The organism is Reinekea sp. G2M2-21 (assembly GCF_015687175.1).
GTDB lineage: Bacteria > Pseudomonadota > Gammaproteobacteria > Pseudomonadales > Natronospirillaceae > Reinekea.
Window position 1 is genome coordinate 109,986 of sequence record NZ_JADPQG010000004.1, and the last position, 22,333, is coordinate 132,318.

21 protein-coding genes are annotated in these 22,333 nt (G+C 49.9%); 14 read left to right on the top strand and 7 right to left on the bottom strand.

Annotation, left to right across the window (positions count from 1 at the left end; all coding sequences use genetic code 11):
• The first annotated feature begins 221 nt into the window (after positions 1–221).
• Positions 222–482: a hypothetical protein gene (locus IYN85_RS15660; protein ID WP_196159862.1), complete on the top strand. Its 261-nt coding sequence runs from the start codon at positions 222–224 to the stop codon at positions 480–482.
• Here the strand turns inward: IYN85_RS15660 and ahpF are convergent.
• Together ahpF and ahpC are read right to left on the bottom strand one after the other, a co-directional pair.
• Positions 479–2,035 carry an alkyl hydroperoxide reductase subunit F gene (gene ahpF / locus IYN85_RS15665; RefSeq protein WP_196159863.1) on the bottom strand — a complete coding sequence of 519 codons (1,557 nt, stop codon included), beginning with the start codon at positions 2,033–2,035 and terminating at the stop codon, positions 479–481. The genes IYN85_RS15660 and ahpF overlap by 4 nt on opposite strands.
• Before the next feature lie 70 nt (positions 2,036–2,105).
• Complete coding sequence (gene ahpC, locus IYN85_RS15670; RefSeq protein ID WP_196159864.1) at positions 2,106–2,669, bottom strand: alkyl hydroperoxide reductase subunit C; 564 nt, start codon at positions 2,667–2,669, stop codon at positions 2,106–2,108.
• A gap of 166 nt (positions 2,670–2,835) precedes the next feature.
• Between ahpC and IYN85_RS15675 the strand changes: the two genes are divergently transcribed.
• The 7 genes from IYN85_RS15675 to IYN85_RS15705 all read left to right on the top strand — a co-directional run bounded on the left by IYN85_RS15675 (position 2,836) and on the right by IYN85_RS15705 (position 8,165).
• Positions 2,836–3,732, top strand: coding sequence for a hydrogen peroxide-inducible genes activator (locus tag IYN85_RS15675; RefSeq protein ID WP_196159865.1), 897 nt, complete (start codon positions 2,836–2,838; stop codon positions 3,730–3,732).
• A gap of 9 nt (positions 3,733–3,741) precedes the next feature.
• Positions 3,742–4,014, top strand: a complete 273-nt coding sequence (locus tag IYN85_RS15680) for a DUF2277 domain-containing protein (protein WP_196159866.1) — start codon at positions 3,742–3,744, stop codon at positions 4,012–4,014.
• A gap of 45 nt (positions 4,015–4,059) precedes the next feature.
• Positions 4,060–4,464 (top strand): hypothetical protein, encoded by a 405-nt coding sequence (locus tag IYN85_RS15685; RefSeq protein ID WP_196159867.1) that lies wholly within the window; start codon positions 4,060–4,062, stop codon positions 4,462–4,464.
• Between the two features lie 35 nt (positions 4,465–4,499).
• Positions 4,500–5,663 (top strand): AAA family ATPase, encoded by a 1,164-nt coding sequence (locus tag IYN85_RS15690; protein WP_196159868.1) that lies wholly within the window; start codon positions 4,500–4,502, stop codon positions 5,661–5,663.
• A 118-nt stretch (positions 5,664–5,781) separates the two neighbouring features.
• Positions 5,782–6,270, top strand: coding sequence for a GNAT family N-acetyltransferase (locus IYN85_RS15695; protein WP_196159869.1), 489 nt, complete (start codon positions 5,782–5,784; stop codon positions 6,268–6,270).
• Positions 6,271–6,459: 189 nt separating this feature from the next.
• Positions 6,460–6,714 (top strand): hypothetical protein, encoded by a 255-nt coding sequence (locus tag IYN85_RS15700; RefSeq protein WP_196159870.1) that lies wholly within the window; start codon positions 6,460–6,462, stop codon positions 6,712–6,714.
• 950 nt (positions 6,715–7,664) lie between these two features.
• Positions 7,665–8,165 (top strand): GNAT family N-acetyltransferase, encoded by a 501-nt coding sequence (locus IYN85_RS15705; protein WP_196159871.1) that lies wholly within the window; start codon positions 7,665–7,667, stop codon positions 8,163–8,165.
• Positions 8,166–8,186: 21 nt separating this feature from the next.
• Here the strand turns inward: IYN85_RS15705 and ulaR are convergent, their stop codons facing one another.
• On the bottom strand, positions 8,187–8,954 hold the full coding sequence (gene ulaR / locus IYN85_RS15710) for an HTH-type transcriptional regulator UlaR (RefSeq protein ID WP_196159872.1): 768 nt from the start codon (positions 8,952–8,954) through the stop codon (positions 8,187–8,189).
• A 230-nt stretch (positions 8,955–9,184) separates the two neighbouring features.
• Between ulaR and IYN85_RS15715 the strand changes: the two genes are divergently transcribed.
• From IYN85_RS15715 to IYN85_RS15740, 6 genes are all read left to right on the top strand, one after another.
• The gene (locus IYN85_RS15715; RefSeq protein ID WP_196159873.1) at positions 9,185–9,676 is read left to right on the top strand and encodes a PTS sugar transporter subunit IIA; all 492 of its coding nucleotides are present in this window, start codon (positions 9,185–9,187) and stop codon (positions 9,674–9,676) included.
• Between the two features lie 15 nt (positions 9,677–9,691).
• Positions 9,692–11,068: a PTS mannitol transporter subunit IICB gene (locus IYN85_RS15720; RefSeq protein ID WP_196159874.1), complete on the top strand. Its 1,377-nt coding sequence runs from the start codon at positions 9,692–9,694 to the stop codon at positions 11,066–11,068.
• A gap of 265 nt (positions 11,069–11,333) precedes the next feature.
• Positions 11,334–13,976: a phosphoenolpyruvate--protein phosphotransferase gene (ptsP, locus tag IYN85_RS15725; protein WP_196159875.1), complete on the top strand. Its 2,643-nt coding sequence runs from the start codon at positions 11,334–11,336 to the stop codon at positions 13,974–13,976.
• A 43-nt stretch (positions 13,977–14,019) separates the two neighbouring features.
• The gene (locus tag IYN85_RS15730) at positions 14,020–15,762 is read left to right on the top strand and encodes an alcohol dehydrogenase catalytic domain-containing protein (RefSeq protein WP_196159876.1); all 1,743 of its coding nucleotides are present in this window, start codon (positions 14,020–14,022) and stop codon (positions 15,760–15,762) included.
• Positions 15,759–16,679, top strand: a complete 921-nt coding sequence (gene pfkB, locus IYN85_RS15735; protein ID WP_196159877.1) for a 1-phosphofructokinase — start codon at positions 15,759–15,761, stop codon at positions 16,677–16,679. The genes IYN85_RS15730 and pfkB overlap by 4 nt, the downstream gene beginning before the upstream one ends.
• Positions 16,680–17,070: 391 nt before the next feature.
• Complete coding sequence (locus IYN85_RS15740) at positions 17,071–17,910, top strand: MBL fold metallo-hydrolase (protein ID WP_196159878.1); 840 nt, start codon at positions 17,071–17,073, stop codon at positions 17,908–17,910.
• 69 nt (positions 17,911–17,979) lie between these two features.
• Here IYN85_RS15740 and IYN85_RS15745 read toward each other — a convergent pair whose 3' ends face one another.
• From IYN85_RS15745 to yajC, 4 genes are all read right to left on the bottom strand, one after another.
• Positions 17,980–18,993, bottom strand: a complete 1,014-nt coding sequence (locus IYN85_RS15745; protein ID WP_196159879.1) for a tryptophan--tRNA ligase — start codon at positions 18,991–18,993, stop codon at positions 17,980–17,982.
• A 122-nt stretch (positions 18,994–19,115) separates the two neighbouring features.
• Positions 19,116–20,069 carry a protein translocase subunit SecF gene (secF, locus tag IYN85_RS15750; protein ID WP_196159880.1) on the bottom strand — a complete coding sequence of 318 codons (954 nt, stop codon included), beginning with the start codon at positions 20,067–20,069 and terminating at the stop codon, positions 19,116–19,118.
• Between the two features lie 10 nt (positions 20,070–20,079).
• Positions 20,080–21,921: a protein translocase subunit SecD gene (gene secD / locus IYN85_RS15755; protein ID WP_196159881.1), complete on the bottom strand. Its 1,842-nt coding sequence runs from the start codon at positions 21,919–21,921 to the stop codon at positions 20,080–20,082.
• 57 nt (positions 21,922–21,978) lie between these two features.
• The gene (gene yajC / locus IYN85_RS15760) at positions 21,979–22,332 is read right to left on the bottom strand and encodes a preprotein translocase subunit YajC (protein WP_196159882.1); all 354 of its coding nucleotides are present in this window, start codon (positions 22,330–22,332) and stop codon (positions 21,979–21,981) included.
• Position 22,333 lies beyond the last annotated feature (1 nt).

The following is a 22,333-nucleotide window of genomic DNA, read 5'->3' on the forward strand; positions in this document are numbered from 1 at the left end:
ATCCACGCCATTGAAACCGCTGCGACGTGTCAATTAAGTCAGCCAAAGCTGGTGCGACGGTTGGGTTATTTACACCTGATCAGGCTAAATAGAATTAGCGGTTTCGTAATCATTATCAAGACGGTTGCGCTTGCTGTTTTCTCGCTTTTTAAACGACCACGCGAGGTAATTTACATCTCGCAGGTTGATCAAGCAGGGATGCTTGAACAAGTGAGCCGGAAATGGAGGTCCGACGTTTCGGTGACCGTTGGGAACGACCTGTCGAAGACGAAATTGACGAGAATGAAAAAGCGTTTGTGGCGGCGACTGGCGCTGTTATCAGGTTGGGTGCATGGGTGCATGGGTGCATGGGTGCATGGGTGCATGGGTGCAGGGCTGTCCAGGCCCGTGAGTTGGCGGTACCTGGATGTCAAACCCGTTGTGTTGAGTTAATGGACGGATCGGTGAATGCCTGGATCATCGAACGTAAGGCGTTAGGTTAACCCCGTAACAGATAATCGTAGGCGCTCAAAGCCGCTTTGGCTCCTTCTCCCATGGAGATAACAATTTGCTTGTAGGGTACGGTAGTGACATCACCGGCCGCAAAAATACCCGGCTCGGAGGTTTCGCACCGCTCGTTGATCACCACTTCACCGAAGCGAGTGGTTTCCAGCAACCCATTCAGAAAACCGCTGTTGGGAACCAGGCCGATCTGCACAAAAACACCATTAAGTTCTGCGCGATGCATTTGTTCGGTGTCCCGATCCTGATACTCCAACCCAACCACTTTGCCGTTGTCGGCGATCACCTCTTTGGTCGCGACGTTTTTCAGAATTTTAATGTTGTCACGTTTCAGCGCCTGGTCTATCAACACTTGGTCTGCTTTTAACGTCGGCATGAATTCGAAAACTGTGACAGATTTAACGATGCCCGCAAGATCCAACGCCGCTTCAATACCAGAGTTCCCGCCGCCTACGACTGCGATGTCTTTACCTTTAAAAAACGGACCATCACAGTGCGGACAGTACGCCACGCCCTGACCAATGTTTTCTTTTTCACCGGGAATACCCAGCTCACGCCATTTTGCGCCCGTGGCGATAATAATGGTCTTGGTGTCGATCTCTTCACCGGATGACAATACCACTTTTTTTACGGTGCCCGGTTCAATGCGCTCAACCCGGAATGATTCGCGCTTGGTCACTGGGTAATCCGCCAAATGCTGTTGCATATCGCTCGACAGTTTTGGACCTGTGGTCTTTGCCGTGCCGATCAGGTTTTCAATGCCCATGGTGTCTTCAACCTGGCCACCAAAGCGATCCGCAACAATGGTCACCGCAAGGCCTTTGCGGGCCAGGTAGATCGCCGCCGAAATGCCCGCAGGTCCACCGCCAATCACGGTGGCGTCTTGCACCGGTAGTTTTTCAGCCGGTTTCGATCCCTGCGCTAATTCAGGGTGTTTGGCTAATAATTTTTCGATGATCTGTGCAGTGGTGATTTTACCGTTGGCAAAGGGTTCACCATTCAAATACACAGAGGGTACGCCCTGAATGTTGCGGGCTTCAATGTCGTCTTTAAACAGTCCGCCGTCGATCATTTCAGAGGTAATGCGCGGATTAAGCACGGCAAACTGATTGAGTGTTTGCACCACGTCTGGACAGTTGTGACACGACAGGCTGACGAACACTTCAAAATTCAACGGCGTTGCAACAGAACGAACTAACTGTTTGATTTGTGCATCCAGTTTTTGCGGTTCACTGTCGGCATGCAACACCGCCAATACCAAAGAGTTAAATTCGTGCCCACCAGGAATACCGGAAAAAACAATACCGGTCGGTTGACCATCGACTTCAACAATAAAGCTGATCGGGCTGCGGACCTGCGTGCTGAGATCGCGTTCCTCGAAATTCAGATGTTCCGATACTGAGGCGAAGTCCGAGAGGAAGTTTTTCAGCTCATTTCGTTTCGGGTGTTCGCCAGTGTTTAAAATCAGGCTAACGGAACGAGTCATGGTTGCCGTGTAGCCTTTCAATGCGTTTTTTAAATCGCTCGTTAACATGGGTGTTAGCCTTTTTTAAGAATTTGTTTTTTTGCGAGCGCCATCCTGGGATGGCGCCGGGTGTTGAGAGTTAGATTTTGCCGACCAGGTCAAGGCTTGGTGTTAAAGTCGCTTCGCCTTCTTCCCAAGCCGCTGGGCACACTTCACCGTCGTGTTGAGCAACGTATTGGGCAGCTTTTACTTTACGCAGCATGTCTTTCGCGGAACGGCCGATGCCACCGTCGTGAATTTCAGCCACTTTGATGATGCCCTCTGGGTTTGCCAGGAAGGTACCGCGCTCGGCCATGCCGTCTTCTTCAATCATCACGTCAAAGGCACGGGTCAGCTTACCTGTTGGGTCACCCAACATTGGGTAGTTGATTTTGCCGATCGCGTCACTGCTGGCGTGCCAAGCCGCGTGTGAAAAATGGGTGTCTGTTGATACGGAATACACTTCAACATCCAGCGCTTGCAGTTCCGAGTGAATTTTTGCCATATCTTCCAATTCGGTTGGACAGACAAAGGTGAAGTCAGCCGGGTAGAACAGAAATATGGACCATTTACCCTTGACGTCTTCATTGGTGATGGTTTTGAACTCACCTTTATGGAACGCTTGTACGGAGAATTCTGGGATTTCTTTGTTGATCATACTCATGGATATTTCCTCGTTGTCTTTGTTAAGAATGCTGTGTTGTTCAGCGATGGGTGTAGAGTAACGAGGTGTTGTAGTTCTGAAAATTTGAATAAATCGAATTTTGTGATCGATATTAGCGAATCAATGCGCTAGGCTTTAGGGGTAATGGCACTAGGTTGATATGCGAATGATTTCACTAAAACAGCTCACTTATGCTCTGGCCGTTCAGGAAACTCTGCACTTTAAAAACGCCGCTGAACGGTGCTTTGTTTCACAATCGACGCTCAGTTCCGCTATTTCCGAGCTGGAAACTCAATTGGGGGTTCAGCTGTTCGAACGGGATAACAAAAAAGTACTGGTTACCGCCTTTGGTGAACAGATATTGGCGCGAGCGCAGGACGTGCTGACCCAGGTACGTGACATCGAACAACTGGCGAAAAGCCACCTGACGCCCTTATCTCAACCGATGACACTGGGGGTTATTCCGACGATTGGTCCTTACCTGTTGCCGAAGGTCTTGCCGCCTTTGCGTGTGCAGTATCCTAATTTTGAACTGGGCATTATTGAAGAACAGAGTGCCGAACTGGTGCGGCAGGTTAAAAGCGGGCAGTTAGACACCGCCATACTGGCTTTACCCTACGACCTGGACGGTTTGCTGGCTTTTGAGTTCTGGCAGGAAGACTTTTACGCCGTTGCGCATCGGGACACGCCTGTGGCTGGTTTGAATAGCATCAACAACAGTGATTTGGTCGATACCTCATTACTGCTGTTGAAGGAGGGCCACTGCTTAACCGACCATGCGTTGTCCGTTTGCCAAATGCCCCGACCGCAACGCTCCAAAGGACTGGCGGGTACCAGTTTATTTACCCTTATTCAGATGGTGGCCGGAAAAATGGGCACCACGTTAATCCCCGAGATGGCGTTGGAGTCTGTATTGGCCAGCAACCCTGAATTAAAAGCCATGCACCTGGATGAACCCGGACCGCACCGGCGCATTGCGTTTATTGTTCGACCCAATTTCGCCGGGGTAGCCAACATCGAGATTATTAAAAAGCTGTTTCAGGCTGCGTTAAAAGAACGATAGGACTATTGTATGTGTCGCAATATCAAAACCTTATTCAATTTCGAGCCGCCGGCAACAGAAGCTGAAATTCAGGCTTCCGCACTGCAGTTTGTTCGTAAGCTGAGTGGCTTTCAGAAGCCGTCGCAGACCAATGAAGCCGCCTTTGCTTTAGCTGTAGAACAGGTGACCCAAGCGGCAACGTTGTTGTTATCGAGTTTGCAAACGCAAGCGCCAGCCAAAAACCGAGGGGTAGAGGCGGAAAAGTCTAAAGCGCGATCACGTGAACGGTTTGCTCAGAACTGAATCAGCAAACTTAGAAAACAATTACATCACATAGGGAGTGTAAGGATGTGGGTTAAGTGGCTGGTGAGTATCGGCAGTCTCAGTACTATTTTGTTTGGCGTATGGCATTTTTTCGTTCCTGCGCTCTGGCACTGGTATCAATACTTTGATGAGCAAGCCACGGAACTGGTTATTGCCGTACGTGCCATTAATATTTTCTTTTCGTTATCCTTGGTGCTATTCGGATTGTTAAATCTTCTTATCGTTGTCAGTGGTCGAGCGAATCGCTTTGCCGTGCTGGTGGTGTTAGCGTTAACCAGCCTGCTTTGGTTATGTCGCGTTGCGATGCAGGTTTTGGCACCGCAAGGCAGCATGGCCCCATCCCTACAATATGGGATGCTCGCTGCCTTTACGCTGATATTCTGCTGCTATCTGGTTTCGTTTTTTATTGTTTTGCTGACCAAGGTTTAACGACAAACATTTTTTACTTACAGGGAGAACCGGTTTTGCTGACTGCGATTGCCATTAAAAATTACCGCTCGATACTCGACTTAAAAGCACCCTTGTCGAACCTGACCGTGATTACCGGACCGAATGGCAGTGGCAAATCGAATTTCTATAAGGCGCTGAGGTTGTTGGCAGAAACCGCACAGGGCGGCGTCGTCCAATCGCTGGCCAAAGAAGGCGGGCTGAGTTCGACTTTTTGGGCTGGACCGGAAAAGTTAAGCCGTGCCATGCGACAGGGCGATGTGCCGGTTCAGGGCGGACCCCGACAAGATACAGTAAAACTGCAATTGGGTTTTGCCAGTGACGAATTTGGTTATGCTGTCACCTTCGGCTTACCTACGCCTTCTTCGCGTACCGCGTTTTCCTTGGATCCGGAAATTAAACAAGAATCGATCTGGGTTGGCGACGTCGCACGGCCCGCCTCGACATTGGTAGAACGTCGCGGTCCGGTGATCAAGATAAGAGAAGGGCGCAGTTGGAAAGTGATACACGAACACGTCGCCAGTTTCGACAGTATGTTTGATTGCGTCGCAGACCCAGTACTCGCACCGGAAGTCATGCAATTGCGCGATGATATTCGACGGTGGCGTTTTTACGATCACTTCCGTACCGACAAAGACGCACCCGCTCGTCAGGCTCAACTGGGAACGCGCACACCGGTCTTGAGCCAGGATGGTCATGACTTAGCGGCGGCAATACAAACCATCATTGAAATTGGTGATCACGACTTACTGCATGCCTCTATTGAAGATGCGTTTCCGGGGGCGCGCGTCACGATTAATCATCATGAGGACGGTCGGTTTTCACTGGCCTTTCAACAAGAAGGGTTGTTGCGACCGCTGCATGCCAGCGAACTGTCCGATGGTACGCTGCGCTATCTGTTGTTGGTTGCTGCGCTATTGACACCCAGACCGCCCTCGTTGATGGTGCTTAACGAACCGGAAACTAGCCTGCACCCGGATTTGCTACCGGCGTTGGCGCGCTTGATAATAAAAGTATCGGCGCAGACGCAAGTCTGGGTCGTCTCTCACGCCAGTCGTCTTATCGCCGCACTGAACAAAGACGAAGCCTGCCATTCCATCGAACTGGAGAAAGAACTGGGTAGTACGCAGATTAACGGGCAGGGTATGCTAGATGAACCGCCGTGGCATTGGCCAGGGTAGACTATCGCGCCGAATAATCTATGAAATATGCGAGCAACTGAAGTTTTGACCTTGCGGGACGCATGACTTTTTCTGATAGCAAGCTGTTTGCATATCAGTTATAAATCATTGAACGTTGATGGGTACCTTCGGAGGGCTGTCGCAAATGGAGTTTATTTTTTTTCCGATGACACGGTCGGCTGCGCAGTCTATTGATCAATGGCATTACCCTGGAATCTATCGTTTTTACGATCTTAGCCAGGATGATGAGGATAGGCTTGAATTTTTGAATTCGGATAACTGGTCTAATCAATATTTTTCGGTGGCGAACGAACATCGAGAATTAATTGGTTTTTTTATATTTGGTCAAGAGACAGATGTGGTGACCCTGGGGTTAGGGTTGCATCCTGATATAACAGGACAAGGGCTCGGAGTTGCATTTGTTCAGGCCGGTCTTACCTTTGCTGATGAGCAGTTCCAACCAAGGCGGTATGAACTGAGTGTCGCCACTTTCAATGCCCGAGCAATTCAAGTGTACAAAAGGTGTGGCTTTGTCGAGGAAAAAAAATTTGTGCAAGCTACAAATGGCGGTGACTATGAATTCGTCAAAATGTCACGTTTGGCTTGAAAGTGGCGCCACTCGTATAAGTGTTATTTCCATGCGAGTAAGGGATTCATAGGGTATTGATGATGGCTGGGTGCTGGCTTTTTACAGAGCGTTCGGAAAAGGGATATTTTTCTTGCAGGCGCAAGTAGTCACTACTCTGTATTGTGATGATGCAAAATTTGTACTTTAAAAGGAAGGCAAGGGGGAATCATGTCTCGTTACAAAGTCAGAAAACTATACGAAATTGTGCTCAGCATAATTGCAACCGCCATCGGTGTGGTGCTCTTAAAATACTTCAAATACCCCGCTTGGGGTGTTCCGTTTTTATGTTGGGGCTCGTTTTGGTGCTTGTACGCAACCATTTACTTTCTTTTCGAATATGAAGAGGATGATGCTGGCAGTTCAGGTCTATTTAACTTCAATGCGGGTCAGGTGGATAGCGAAAAATACAGGCGTATCAAGTAAAATGCTCTTACCATCCAGCACATACAATGTCAGGGTAGGTGTTAATAACCGTCTTCCTATGATGAAGCAGATAGCGTTGAGTGAGTCGTATGGATTTCAATGAGTATTTTTCGAAAGAACAGATTGTTGCGCTCATTGAACGAGACTTTCCATTTATCGCAAGACCAGCCGACGATGAATTATTTGCCGTTGACTCAAATGATCTGATGAGACGTATTCTGTCAAAGGAATTTTCTGCTATCAGAGGTGATCAGCTCAGCAGCGAGGAACTTTATTGCTTCTACAACGAATTTGGAACGATATCGAGCACTGCAGTGCAGTGGATCTTTCCCTCATTTATCAGACTTATTGTTCATGAACCGAGTTCGTTTGACCCGTTGCTAGTGTCCTGAGTCAGAAGTTCGCATGAATTCAGCGTGCCATTCAAGTTCTAAAGCTAGACGTGTCTCGCAGTCAATGGTTATTCCATTGGCAAGAGACAGAACGACGCTAGAGAGCTTGAATGTCGCGCCCGAAGGGAGCGAATGGGAAACACTATTACAGCGTTGCTCTTCTTGAAAAGATCTCGATATTCTCTACGAAGAGCGCCTTGTACTAGCGCTTCCCATTCGCTCTGAAACTATACGAACTTCCGACTCAGGACACTAGATGCATTTGTTTTCTATTTTGAACATCCTGAGTTTGAAGAGCCCAAGTCTGCGTACTGCTTTAATTGGCTTACAGTAACTCAGGCAGAAACCCTGTGTCGTGTATTGGATTATCTCTCTCGAGAGACGGATCAAATCGTATCGATAGCGATTGAAAACGTAACGAAGTTCGGTGACATAAACGCTGAAGGGTAGGATAGACTCAACGCGTCAGAGCACACTCATTTCGGGGCCAACGATCCCTTTGATAAAAATACACCGTCCTGGATAAAACTCGACGTGAAACCTGGAGATCGAATAAACATGATGCAAACCGAACGTTTACTTTTGCGGGAGTTCACCATTGATGACGCAGGGTTTATACATGAGCTGATGAATTCACCCTTGTATATCAAGAATATTGGCGATCGCAACATTCATTCGCTTGGTGCCGCCGAGGCGTTTTTAACAGACAAACTCATCCGTAGTTACACCGTAAATGGCTATGGTTTGTATGCGGTTGTGTTACGCGAAACGCAGGAAGTTATTGGCATGTCGGGTCTGGTTCGGCGGGAAAATCTGCCATCGGCCGATATCGGCTTTGGTTTTCTGCCGGGCTTCATGGGGCAGGGGTATGCTTATGAATCCGCGCAGCGGGTTATGGCGTATGCCAAAAACGAATTGCAGCTTAGCCCGATTCTGGCCATTACCAGTCTGGACAATGAGCGATCCATCCGATTATTGCGCAAATTGGGGCTGCACCATCAACGGGTTATTGATTGGGAAGGTGAAGATATTTACCTGTTAAGTACGCAGCCCTTTTGAGCCTACTCAGGTGTATTAGTGTCAGACCAGGAACACCTGAACATTGTTTTTCAACAGTGTCTCAACCATGGCCGGGTCGGCACTCTTACCTGTGATCACAATGTCCAGTTCGGCCAGGGTAAACATGGATATACCGCCAAACACACCGACTTTATCCGCATCCACCAAGGCAATGACCTTGTCGGCGTATTGCAACATTTTCTTTTCTTCCATGAATGCCAATAGGGCAGACTTAGTCAGGCCTGCCTCGGTCAAGCCATCACCGCTGACGATCATATAGCGGCCCTGATACGACACGTTGGTATCGGGCGACACCAGTAGGCTCTGGCTTTTAATATATTGCCCGCCTAACACGACCAGGTGCGGGAAATCCTGAGAGATCAGGTAAATCAACAGTGGTAAGTAATTGGAATAGACGTGAATGCTAGTATCGAGCAGGTATTTGCCCATTAAAAAGGTCGTTCGGCCTTCCCCAATAAAAATGTTGTCTTTTTCCTGGCAGATTTCCACCGCCTTACGGGCAATGCGGTCTGACTCATCATAGTTGCTGTAGTCTGAAATATTCGGGTAGAAACCCACCATGCCGGGCGAAGCCGTGGCGGTAGGCGAGAGGATTTTTTCGGCCCCGTTACGGATTTTTTTTAATTTGCCCTCAGCGTCGAGATCCGTAATGTCCCGGCGAACCGTGGCCGGTGATGCGTCCAGCAGCTCCACCAATTCCGCGATGGTAACCAGGGAATGTTCCTGTAAGTAGTCTAGGATTTTGTTATGCCGGGCTTTTGCAGTCACACTGAAAACCTATGATTAGAAGTGATTGCAAATGATTTTAGTTGATTGTTTGCTCAGGTGAAACAAAAAGATGCACCAATTTTGATTTTATTTGACGATTTTTGACGTTTTAATCGCGATTTTTCTTTGTTTTTGGTGCATTTTCTCTATTTGACGTCAATTCTAATCAGTGTTTTTGACGTAAAATGATTGCTTCGTATACTCACACTCAGGTTGTGAGAGGTAAAAAAATGAATAACAGTCTAATCACACATGAAACGATCTTGCTCGATCTGAAAGCAGACACTAAAGCGGATGCTCTGCATAAAATTTGTGCGCATCTGTTTATGCTCAAGAAAACGCAGAATCCTTCGGCGCTTTATAATGACATTATTAAGCGAGAGGATGTGGTGAGTACCTTTGCCGGTCAACACACTGCAATTCCTCATACGATTAGTCAGCACATTAATGAACCCGTTTTATGTTTTGTCCGGTTGGCAAACGAGGACTTTACCTGGAATGGAAAAGACGAAGATGTGCGCATCATTTTTCTATTATCTGCCCCAGCCCAGGATGATTTGCAGAAACTGCGGGAATCCCAGTCGTATGTTTTCTCATCCGTTGCACAGTTGATGGGTCGCACCGAGATTGTCGATCTCTGGTTAACAACCCAAGACGAGCAAGCAATACTCGATAGTCTGCAACAAGCTTTTGAATCGAATCTCAATACAAAAACAATATAATTTGGGGGCATAATTATGTCAGTTAACAATATGAAAGTCGGCGTTCAGTCGTTCGGACGTTTCCTCAGTGGCATGGTGATGCCGAACATCGGTGCATTTATTGCCTGGGGTTTGCTCACTGCACTGTTCATTCCTACCGGTTGGTGGCCAAACGAGAATCTGTCGACGTTGGTCGGTCCGATGATTCTGAATTTGCTGCCGCTGTTGATCGGTTATACCGGCGGTAAAATCGTCGGTGGTGAACGTGGTGCGGTTGCCGGTGCAGTGACGACGATGGGTGTTATTGTCGGTACCAGCATTCCTATGTTCCTTGGCGCCATGGTCGCCGGTCCGTTAGGTGGCTTGGTCATCAAGAAGTTTGATGAGCAGGTGCACGGTAAAGTTAAGCCTGGGTTTGAAATGCTGGTGAACAACTTCTCGTTGGGCATTTTATCCATGCTGACCGCTCTGTTGGCCTACGTGGTGATTGGTCCTGTCGTGGAAGTGATTACCAATGCATTGGGCAACGCCGTGGGTTGGGTGGTAGACCGTTCATTACTGCCCCTGGTTTCTATCATTGTGGAACCGGCAAAAATTTTGTTCTTAAATAACGCCATTAACCATGGTGTGTTTACACCGCTCGGTGCGCAACAGGTTGAAGAAGCAGGCAAGTCTATCTTCTTCCTGATTGAAACCAACCCGGGTCCAGGTTTGGGTATCCTGTTGGCGTACATGTTCGTGGGTAAAGGCATGGCACAGAAGTCAGCCTACGGTGCCAGTATTATTCACTTTTTGGGCGGTATCCACGAAATCTACTTCCCTTATATCTTAATGAAGCCAAAGCTGATTCTGGCTGTGATTGCCGGTGGTATGGCTGGCGTTGCGTTCAATATGATGACAGGCAATGCGTTGGTAGGTCCACCATCTCCGGGTTCAGTTTTCGCTCTGGCATTGATGTCGACTAAAGGCGTCGGTTTGTTGCTGACGATGGCGTCGATCATAGTCGCTGCAACAACGTCATTCTTGGTGGCTTCTATTTTAATCCGTAACGACGCGGCATCTTCTGACGATCTGGAAGCTGCGCAAGCGGCCGTTCAAGCCAACAAAGCGCAAGCGAAAGGTCAAGTGGCTTTCTCTGCTCGCAATGTTCGTAAAATCGTTGTGGCGTGCGATGCGGGTATGGGTTCATCAGCAATGGGTGCAACGGTATTACGTGGCAAAATTAAAGATGCGGGTCTGGACATTCATGTGACGAATGCGGCGATCAACGATTTAGACGACGCCGATATCGTGATTACACAACGTGAGTTGTCGGATCGGGCAAAAGCAAAACTGCCCCACGCGCATCACGTGAGTATTGGTAATTTCATGGACGCCAGCGTCTACGACGATCTGGTCTCCAGCTTGGTGTAATTGGAAAGCCGGTGTGGGCAGTATAAGGCTGCTCATACCGGGTCTGGCGAGCTTACTTTTTAATAAATGAAGTTTGACCGATCGCCTAAGTGAGATTAACCCGAAGTACTTTTAACCGAAAAAAAATAACAGAGTAAAAAACTTAGAACAAAAAACTGAAAAGAAAGAGGGTGATTGTCTGCGCTGGTTCGCAGGCGAACCATGGGAAATGCGACGGTATCAATACGCTTTCCTTAATTTGACTGAACAGTAAAACGGGATGCATATGTCCTTTATCAAGAATTTAATCGGTGGTGCCAAGAAGCCTGAAGCCAATCAGCAGGTTGCTATCGAAGACGTGACACACCTAGAGTCAATGCCAGATACGAAGCCAGATACAGCGGCTGGGGCAGACTCACTGTTGGCGGTGTCACCAGAACAGATCCTACTCAATCAACGCTTTTCAGATAAAACATCTGTGTTATCGGTCATCGCTGAGAAGATGCTGACGTTGGGTTTGGTATCAGAAAATTACTTGCCGGCGTTGGTCGCGCGGGAAGAGAAAGTCAGTACCTATTTAATTAATGGCGTTGCCATTCCTCATGGTGTGAATGAAGCCAAACCTCTGGTGTTAAAAACCGGTGTCGTTATCGTGCAGGTACCCGAAGGCGTGGTTTGGAATGATAACGGTGATGTCGCTAAACTTATTGTTGGAATTGCCGCCGCTGGGTCTGAGCATTTAAGTCTGTTACAAACACTGACCACCGTGGTAATGGACGACGCTTTGGCCCTCGAGTTGGCCCAAACAACAGACCCGGCGGCGATTATTTCAGCACTGGGTGCAGATCTGGCTGCCGAGCATGTCTGCGAAGATGATTTCGCCGTATCAGCCCAGGCCCTCGTCATCGACGAAGCTGGTATGCATGCTCGGCCGGCCAGTTTAATTGCGGAGCACGCGGAGCAATTCATTGGCACCGAGATTCGGATTCGTAATGGCGAACGCACGGCCAACGCAAAATCGATGGCATCTGTCTTGTCGATGGGTGCAAAGAAAGGTGACCAACTGGTGGTCTCTGCTCAGGGTGACGCGGCAGATGATGCTGTACACAGTTTATGTGAGTTAATTGATGCCGGGCTGGACGGTGATGACTCGGAAAATGCGACCGCAACGTACAGTGCTCTTGCCGGATTATCTGGATTAGACAACCCGGTTGGAAATCGTTTATTGAAAGGGTCTGCAGCATCGCCGGGTATTGCCACTGCGCCAGCGTTTGTCTTGGCTTCAACTTCAGTCGAAATTGATAAAGACGGTACCGACCCCGTTGACGAGTCACGCTTTTTGGCCGCTGCGCTGGAAAAAGCCGCGTTGCAAATCGACGAACTGCAGCAGAAGCTGCAAGCAAAAGCGCCGAAAGAAGCCGCTATTTTAAAAGCTCAAAAGCAGTTGCTGAAAGACGACACCATTGTGGCTGACAGCCATAAATTGGTCAGTCATGGCAGCAGCGCAGCCTGGGCTTGGCATCAGTCAGTTCAACGCCAAATAGATTCACTATCCACGGTAGACGATGAGCGTATTCGTGCGCGCGTCGCAGACATGGTGGATATCCGCGATCGGGTCATTGCGATTTTGCAGCCGTCATCGGCTACATTGGCCTACCCGAAATCGGATTTCATATTACTGGCGCGGGATTTAACGCCGTCACAAACCGCCGGGTTGGAAGGTTTACCCATCAAAGGTATCTGCACAGAATTGGGCGGACCGAACAGCCACATGGCGATATTGGCCCGCGCCCTGGGTATTCCAGCGATCGTTGGTTTGGGGGCGGACAATCTGGCCGGTGTTACACAAAAAACGCCGGTGGTCATAGACCCGCAAAGCTCCGTACTGGTCATAGAACCGGATGCTGCGACATTGGCGCAGTCAGCGGAACGCCTGCAAACCTGGCAGGCGATTCGCAAAGCTCAAGATGCCTGTAAGCATGAACCGGCTACAACCCGTGATGGTCGCAAGATTCACGTCGTTTGTAACATCGCCAAACCTCAGGATGCCGCCGGTATTCTGGACAATGGTGGTGAAGGTGCGGGCTTATTGCGAACTGAATTTCTGTTTGAAGCCGCGTCGGTTGAACCGACTGTCGCGGAACAAATGGATGCATTGAAAGCCATTGTCACGTCGTTAGGTTCCCGTCAATTGGTGGTCCGAACGGCGGATATTGGTGGCGACAAACCGGTGTCGTGGATGAATATGGCTCATGAAGACAATCCTTTCCTGGGCGTGCGGGGCATTCGATTGTCGTTTAAACATGAAGATATGTTCCGTCGCCAACTGGAAGCCATTTATCGAACCGCGATGTGGCAATGGCAGGAAAGTGGTGAATGCGGTTTGCACATTATGTTTCCGATGATCGCGAAAATGTCGGAATGGCAAAAAGCCCGAGACATTGCAAACGATGTGCGTACGCAACTTGGTGCACCCGTGTTGCCGCTGGGCATTATGATCGAAGTGCCTTCGGCGGTGCTGATCGCGGATCATCTCGCCAAAGAAGTCGACTTTTTCTCTGTCGGCTCCAATGACCTGACGCAGTACACCCTGGCGATGGATCGGTTACATCCAGAACTGTGTTGCGAAGCCGACAGCTATCATCCAGCGCTGTTACGCATGATTGAAATGACTGTGAAAGCGGCAGATGCCAACGGTAAATGGGTGGGTGTGTGCGGCAACATGGCCGCCGATCCGAACATTGCGGCTTTATTGGTCGGTCTGGGCGTTCACGAACTATCGGTCAGCCCGGCTAATGTGCCGTCGGTGAAAAACATTATTCGATCTGTGTCGTTTGCCAAGTTGCAGGCAAAGGCTCAGAAAGCGCTCTCACTCGGCAGTTCCGAAGCCGTGATGGCGTTGTACCAGAACCATGACGATTTGCTGTAAGCAGATTTCAATTGCACAAAATAATTTGAATCAGGTGATAAACATGACGAGCCAATACGAAAAGTACCAACAACTTGTACAACCCATTCCGGCGACCACTGCGACCTGGAATATGTACGGTGCCGGTGTGGAAAACATCGGTAAAAACAACGCCCCGGAAACTTTTGAAGTGCCCAAGCCTGCCGCGAATCAATTGCTGGTTCGCGTGGACGCGGTGGGACTTTGTTTTTCCGATGTGAAACTGATTAATCAGGGCAGTCAGCACCCGAAGCTGTATAACCGCGATCTCACCAAAGAGCCAACGCGTTTGGGGCATGAAGCCACACTGACCGTCATTGAAGTCGGCGCGGAATTGCAGAACCAATTTAAGGTCGGGGAACGCTACGCCATGCAGCCGGATATTTATCAAGACGGTAAGAGCACGGCTTATGGTTACACGGTTCCGGGTGGCTTAACGCAATACCATTTGATTGGTCCTGAAATTCTCGACACCGACCATGGTTCCTGTTTGTTGAAAGTCTCTGACCAGCTCGGTTTTGCCGAAGCCGCTTTGTTGGAACCATGGGGCTGCGTTTGGGCTTCCTATACGCAACGTCGTCGACTGGAACCAAAGCAGGGCGGTGTCATGTGGATTGTTGGCCAGCCTGACGATGCAACGGTTTATGGTTTTTCCAAAGGGTTGGAAGCACCAGCCACGGTTGTATTGACCAACGTGCCTGACGCCCTGCGCTCGCTGGTGGAAAAGAAAGCCAAGAAAGTCGTTGTACGAAATGACATCACATTAGATTCATTACCGGCGGCCGTAGAAGAATTTACCGCAGGTGCAGGCTTCGATGATATCGTGGCGCTGTCACCTTCCTCCTCAAACGCGTTAACCACTATTGCCAAGTATGTTGCACGTCGCGGTACGTTGAACATGGTGGGTAAGAAACCTCTCGACGGTTTGGTCGACGCCGATGTGGGTCGCCTGCACTATGACTATGTCGCTTTTATTGGTAACAGTGGCGAAGATATTGCCGACTCGTATGGAGAAGAACGTAACCGTTGTGATTTACGCAAAGATGGTTTCGCGGTATTTGTCGGCGCCGGTGGTCCTATGGGGCAAATGCATGTGCAACGTGCCATTGAGAAAAAGGACGGTCCTCGTCAGGTGATCGTGACCGATATCAATGATCAGCGCCTCGCGGAAATTGAAGCGCGTTTCGCATCACTGACGGACAAAAACAATTGCGAACTGATTACTTACAACCCCATTGATAACCCAGTTTCGTTACCGGAGTTTGTTAAGCAACACTCCAATAACGAAGGCGCTGATGATGTCGTGGTGTGTGTACCGAATGCCGGCATTATGGCTGAGTCGGCCACCTTTATGAAAAAAGACGGGATGCTGGTGCTGTTTGCCGGTGTGCCGAACGGTACGCTTGCGCCGGTCGATTTCAGTTCGGTTTATCTCGACAACGCCCAGTATACCGGCACCTCTGGTTTGACCATTGAAGATCAGACCGTGGTGATGGATAACACCGTGGCCGGAAATATTGCGCCAGCAATCTGTGTGGCCGCTATTGGTGGCATGAACGTCGCCAAAGCTGGTATCGAAGCTATGATCGACGCGCGTTACCCCGGTAAGATTTTGATTTTCCCTCAGCTGGCAGATTTACCGTTACTGGGATTGGATGAATTAGCAGAGCAATTACCAGACGTCGCTGCCGCACTTGGGGCCGGTAACACCTGGAACGTCGATGCCGAAAAAGCCTTGTTTGAAGCCTATATGAAGGAAACGGCATGATTTACACGCTGACTTTAAACCCGGCGGTGGATCTGGAATTGCAGATCAGCGATTTCGCCTTTAACAGCGTTGCGCGAGCTCAGGGCTCGCGCATGGATTGTGGTGGCAAAGGATTCAATGTGTCGCGCATGTTGCGTAACCTCGATGTCGACAGTACTGCTATGGGGTTTGTCGGCGGTCTGAATGGTCAACGCTTGACTCAAGCATTAGCGGCCATGGGTATTGCGACGCATTTTACTGAGATCGCTGGCGAAACCCGGACCAATGTGTCCGTGGTTGCTCACGACAGTGGTCAGCATATTAAGGTGAATGAGTCGGGCCCCGAAATAACCGCGGCAGAATTAACCGCGCTGGTCGATGCCGTTCAGGAACGGCTTTCACCCGGTGACTGGTGGGTGCTGGGTGGCAGTTTGCCTCGGGGTGTTCCTGACACCATTTACGCAGACCTGATACAGCGTATTGAGTCCGCCGGTGCACACGCAGTACTGGATACCAGTGGTGCTGCTCTGCGAGCTGGTTGCCTGGCCGGGCCAACCCTGGTTAAACCGAATGTGGAAGAGGCCATGCAATTACTGGGTTTGTCGGCGGCGGACGTCTCAGGTTCTGACGATTGGGCCAGTGCGGTACTTGGTTTGGGTCCTAAAAATCTCGTGGTGTCTCTGGGTAAAGATGGCGCGCTGTACGCAACCGCTGACACGTTGGCCGCCGTTCAAAGCCCCTCCGTGGTTGAAAGTAATCCTATTGGCGCCGGCGACTCTATGGTCGCAGGGTTGGTCTGGAAATTGAGTACCGGTGCATCGTTGCCCGAAGCCATGCCGTGGGGCTTGGCCTGTGGCGCGGCCACAGCCAGTCGACGGGGTACCGAATTGGGTAGCTTGACGCAGGTGACTGATCTGGTTGCCAGTATGACCTCGTAACGCCTGTACCCTATGTTAGTGGGCCATGCGGAAAATAAGGTGGCACATCGCTTCGCCCTCGTACCGAAGCTTGCGTTGGAAAAAGTTTGAATTAGCACCAATATTCCTTCTCTTTTCCGCCTTGCCTTCGGCATGATTGCTATGCGCTTTACTTACCTTGCTTCACGCATGGACCACTGGATTACCGGTGTCTGGGGTCTGTTAACACTGATTTAATGCTGTCGCGTTTAAATGAGTGTTAACGGATCCTAAGAGTTACCTCATTCCTCTCCGGGGCATCGGTTTTTTGGACATCAGCATCCGCTGTTGTCCTTTTTTTTGCCTGTCCGCTTAACAAGATTGGTTTCATTCGTCTTTTGCTTTAAGTTGCCTGAAAGACAGGAGAAACATCATGGCGCAACAACCTCAGGTCGTCCTGCTGGGCACAGGGACACCTAATCCGGATCCTCTTCGTATGGGTCCCTGTACAGTGGTTACGGTGGCAGGGCAGGCTTACATCGTCGATTGTGGTGCTGGCTTGGTGCGGCGCGCACATCAGGCGTATCAGCAGGGCGTGGCTGCCCTCGATGTGAAAAACTTATCGACACTCTTGCTCACCCATTTGCACAGTGATCACACGGTTGGGTTACCGGACCTGATTTTTTCACCGTGGGTAATGGGGCGTGAGCAACCGTTGGCCGTCTTTGGTCCACCCGGCACCCGCTCGCTAGTCGATCATGTTGTGGCGGCTTATGGTGAAGATATCAAAGCCCGAACCTGCGGTTTGGAGCCCATCAATGAAACCGGCGGTCGTGCCGTGGCCACCGAAATTCAGTCGGGTGTGGTGTTAGAGAACGAACACATACGCATTGAAGCTTTTGGTGTGAAGCATGGCACAACCTGGCAACCATTTGGTTACAAGTTCATCACGGCCGAGCGTACCATTGTGGTATCTGGAGACACCGCACCGTGCGAATCGGCCTATGACCAGTGGCGGGATTGCGATGTGCTGGTGCATGAGGTGTATTCGCAGCAAGGCTTTGATAACCGCGAGCCAGAATGGCAACGCTATCACAGCCACATGCACACCTCGGGTATCGAGCTGGGCAAAATAGCGGCTTACGTGAAGCCGAAGAAGCTGGTGATGACTCATTTGTTGCTCTGGGGAGCGTCGATAGACTCGTTAATTGCCGAAGTTCGGCAGAATTTCAGCGGCGAGATTCATTGCGGAGAAGACTTAGGCGTTTACTGAATCGCATACAGGTGCGTCTGTCAGCCAAAAAAAAATCACCCGAAGGTGATTTTTTTATATGAGCACCAATCAGCCAGAAATCGGACCAATACCGACCTTGTTGCGAATGTCCGCCAGGAACGGCGTCGCAATGGCACGGGCTTTTTCAGCACCGATGGCCAAAGCACGATCCAGTTCTGCCGGATCTGCCATTAAGCGGTCGTACTCGTTGCGTTTGTCCTTCAACTCTTCATTGAGGAATTCAAACAGAAACTTTTTCATGTCGCCCCAACCAATACCATTCGCGTATTTCTGACGCATTTCAGCCTGTGCGGCTTCATCCGTAAAGGCGGAGTAGATGGCAAACAGTGTGCATCCTTCCGGATCTTTCGGTTCACCTGGTTCCAGACTGTTGGTCTTGATTTTATTGATCAACTTACGGAACTTCTTTTCACCTTCGAATAACGGAATGGTGTTGCCGTAGCTCTTGGACATTTTTCGGCCATCGAGACCCGGAATAATCATGGCGCTTTCATCGACCACGGCTTCCGGCATCGCGAATGTTTCGCCATACAGGAAGTTAAATCGTTGTGCTATGTCTCGGGCCATTTCAATGTGCTGAATCTGGTCTTTACCCACCGGGATTTTTTCGCCATTGAACATGATGATGTCAGCGGCCATTAATATTGGATAACTGAACAAGCCCATTTCAACGCCCTTGTCCGGATCGGCCGCGTTGGTCTCAACATTCTCCTGCACCGCTGCTTTGTAGGCGTGTGCTCGGTTCATCAAACCTTTGGCGGTAATGGTGGTGAGAATCCACGTCAGCTCCGTGATTTCCGGAATGTCGGTCTGGCGGTAAAAGGTCACACGATTCGGGTCCAGGCCAGAAGCCAACCAGGTGGCGGCAACAGAACGCACGGATTCGCGCACCATTTGTGGATCGTGTTTTTTTATTAACGCGTGATAGTCGGCCAGGAAGAAGAAAGATTCGACATTGTCTGCTTTGCTGGATTCAATAGCAGGACGGATCGCGCCAGCGTAATTACCCAAGTGGGGAATACCGGAAGTGGTAATACCGGTCAGAATTCTTGTTTTGCTCATGATAAAGACTTCGTGTTAGTTCGATTACGGGCTGAATGGGGGAGTGTAAACTAAAAAACGGGAGTCGCGTAGCGGCAATTTAGTGGCCGCGAGCGTACTCCCGTTAGGCGAAAGACCGTAACTTACTTCGGTTCTTCGCCTTCTTCGTCTTTCAGCCAAGATGGCACTTCGTCCTGATCGACGGTTTCTTTTTCCTGAGGCATCAGATCTTCTTTGCTGATGTCCATGATCATCAAGATATTAGCCGCCACGTAAATAGACGAATAGGTACCAATTCCCACACCCACGGTTAACGCAATAGCAAAGCCGAAAATCATTTCTCCGCCGAAAATTGCCAACGCAATCAATACCAACAAAGTGGTTAACGAGGTGATGATGGTACGACCCAGCGTTTGCGAGAGAGATAGGTTGATCAGGTATTTGACGTCATCTCGCCGGATAATCCGGAAGCTTTCACGAATGCGGTCAGAGACCACAATTGTATCGTTCAGTGAGTAACCGATTACGGCCAGCACCGCTGCCAGAACCGTCAGATCAACGGCAAGCTGAGTCACCGAGAAAAACCCGAGTACAATTATGACATCGTGAATCAACGCCGCGACGGCGCCAACGGCAAACTTAAACTGAAAGCGGAAAGCGATGTAGATCATAACCAACGCCAGCGCGACCAGCATACCAATGCCACCTTTGTTGGCCAGTTCTTCACCTACCTGAGGACCCACGTATTCGTTGCGACGCAGCTCAACGTCAGGTCGCTGTTCAGCTACCAGTGCAAGTACTTCTGCCCCCAGTTGTGGCTTATTGTCTTCCTGCATGTTGATCAGGATATCGGTGTTGTTGCCGAAAAATTTCACATTAACATCGTTGTAGCCGGCGCCCTCAAGCAAGCTGCGGATCTCGTTCACATCGGCTTCCTGTTGGAAGCCCAGTTCTATCTGGGCACCGCCGGTGAAATCCAAACCAAAGTTCAGGCCACGGCTGGCCAACGATACCACGGAGACGACCAACAAAATAATGGAAAACACCAGCGCAATGTTGCGCTTACCCATAAAGTCGAAAACCTTAACTTCTGACATGTGCTTCTCCTTAAATGGGCAGTTTTTTCACAGTGCGACCGCCAAAAACCATATTGGTTAAGGCACGGGTCAGCACAATGGCGGTGAACATCGAGGTTAAAATACCGACGGATAACGTGACCGCAAAACCCTTCACCGGTCCAGTGCCTATGGCGTACAAAATAACCGCCACAATGAGTGTGGTGATGTTGGCGTCGAAAATGGTCAGGAAGGCACGGCCATAACCGGAGTCGATCGCGGTCTGAATCGATTTTCCTTCGGCCAGTTCTTCTTTGATTCTCGAAAAGATCAGAACATTTGCGTCGACGGCCATACCCACGGTTAAGACGATACCGGCGATACCTGGCAACGTTAACGTAGCTTCCAATATCGACATTACCGAAACCACCAATAACAGATTGACAGTCAACGCGATGCTGGCGAACACACCAAAAACTTTATAGAACCCAACCATAAACAGAATCACCAACGCAAAACCGATGGCGACACTGGTCAGACCTTTTTGGATGTTTTCCGCACCGAGGCTTGGTCCTACGGTACGTTCTTCCACAAAATTCATCGGCGCTGCCAGGGCTCCGGCGCGCAATAACAACGCCAGTTCAGAAGCTTCTTCCGGGCTGTCCAGGCCTGTGGTCTGGAATTGAGAGGAGAAAATACCGCGAATGGTTGCCAAAGAGATAACTTCTTTCACTTCGTAGTTGCGGTACTGCATAACCTGTTCGCCGTTCACCATTTCAAAGCCGATTGGTTCAGAGCGCTGCTCAATGAACAGTACCGCCATCGGGTTGCCCACGTTTTTCTTAGTGGTTTCGCCCATGCGGGCACCGCCGGCGCTGTCCAGCGTGATGGATACCGCAGGTGTGCCGTTCTGATCATAGCTGGTGGTTGCGTTGGTTACGTTATCACCGGTTACGATAACGTCGCGGCTCAACATGACCGTGCGGTTGCTGTCTTTAAACTTGAACAGTTCACCGTCACCGTCAAGCGACTGCATGCGGTATTCCAGGTTGGCAGACTTGCCGAGAATGCGCTTCGCTGAAACGGTATCTTGCACACCGGGCAGTTCCACCACAATACGGTTACGCCCTTGGCGCTGTACCAATGGTTCAGCCACACCAATTTCATTCACCCGGTTACTCAGCGTCGTTTGGTTCTGTTTGATCGCATAATCTTCCATTGCCGTGATGGCCACATCGGTCAGCGTCAGGTTGATCGCAGGCAGATTACGCGCCGTGGTGTTTACCGTTCGGAATTCAGGCAGGTTACGGCTGATCCACTTGTTGGCATCGCTTTGAAAATCTTCATTGACCAGCACAACCTGAATGGTTCTGTCATCAAGTACCGACGTGCCACGGTAGCGAATGCCTTCTTCGCGCAGATTACGCTTAATGTCTGCTTCAAAATTGGTCAGGCGGGACGCGATATAGCGTTCCATATCGACTTCCATCAGGAAGTGAACACCACCGGATAAATCCAGACCCAGAGCCATCGGCTTACCGCCCATCGCGGTCAGCCATTCGGGTGTAGTGGGTGCCAGATTCAGGGCGATTAAAAAGTCGGTACCCATTTCTCGGGTTAGCGCTGCTTTGGCTTTCAGTTGCTCGTCGTTACTGTGCAAACGAATTAAAAGAGATTGCTCTTGAACTTCAGCGCCGAAGTACGTCAGCCCGGCGTCATCCAAAACGTTGGTGGCTTTTTTCAGCGTGGTGTCATTAACAATTACGCCGGCTTGCGTGGCGCGGATCTGAACCGCGTAGTCATTCTTATACAGGTTGGGAAGGCTGTAATACACACCAAACAACAGCACCGCGATGACCAGCAGGTTTTTCCACAGAGGGTATTTATTTAACATGTTTTTTCCTTTGTGCTTAAACGCAAACACCCCGGCGAGCGGGGTGTTTTCAGCGACTTAGATCGCTTTGATCGTGCCTTTTGGCAGCGTGGCAGTAATGGCCTGCTTCTGGAATGTCAGGGTGGTATTCGCAGCAACTTCTACTTGAATGTAATCATCAGTCACCTTGGTGACCTTACCGGCGATTCCGGCACTGGTGATCACTTCATCGCCTTTAGACAGTTCGGCCAGCAGATTCTTATGCTCTTTCGCCCGCTTGGATTGTGGACGCCAAACCATCAGCCAGAAGATAACAAAGAAAATACCCAGCATGATTGGCAACTGCCAAGGGCTCGGTTGAGCGGCAGTTGTCGGCGCAGCCAGGGCAACAACAGGGGTTGAGGCAAGCGCAAGCGCGATTAGTTTTTTCATG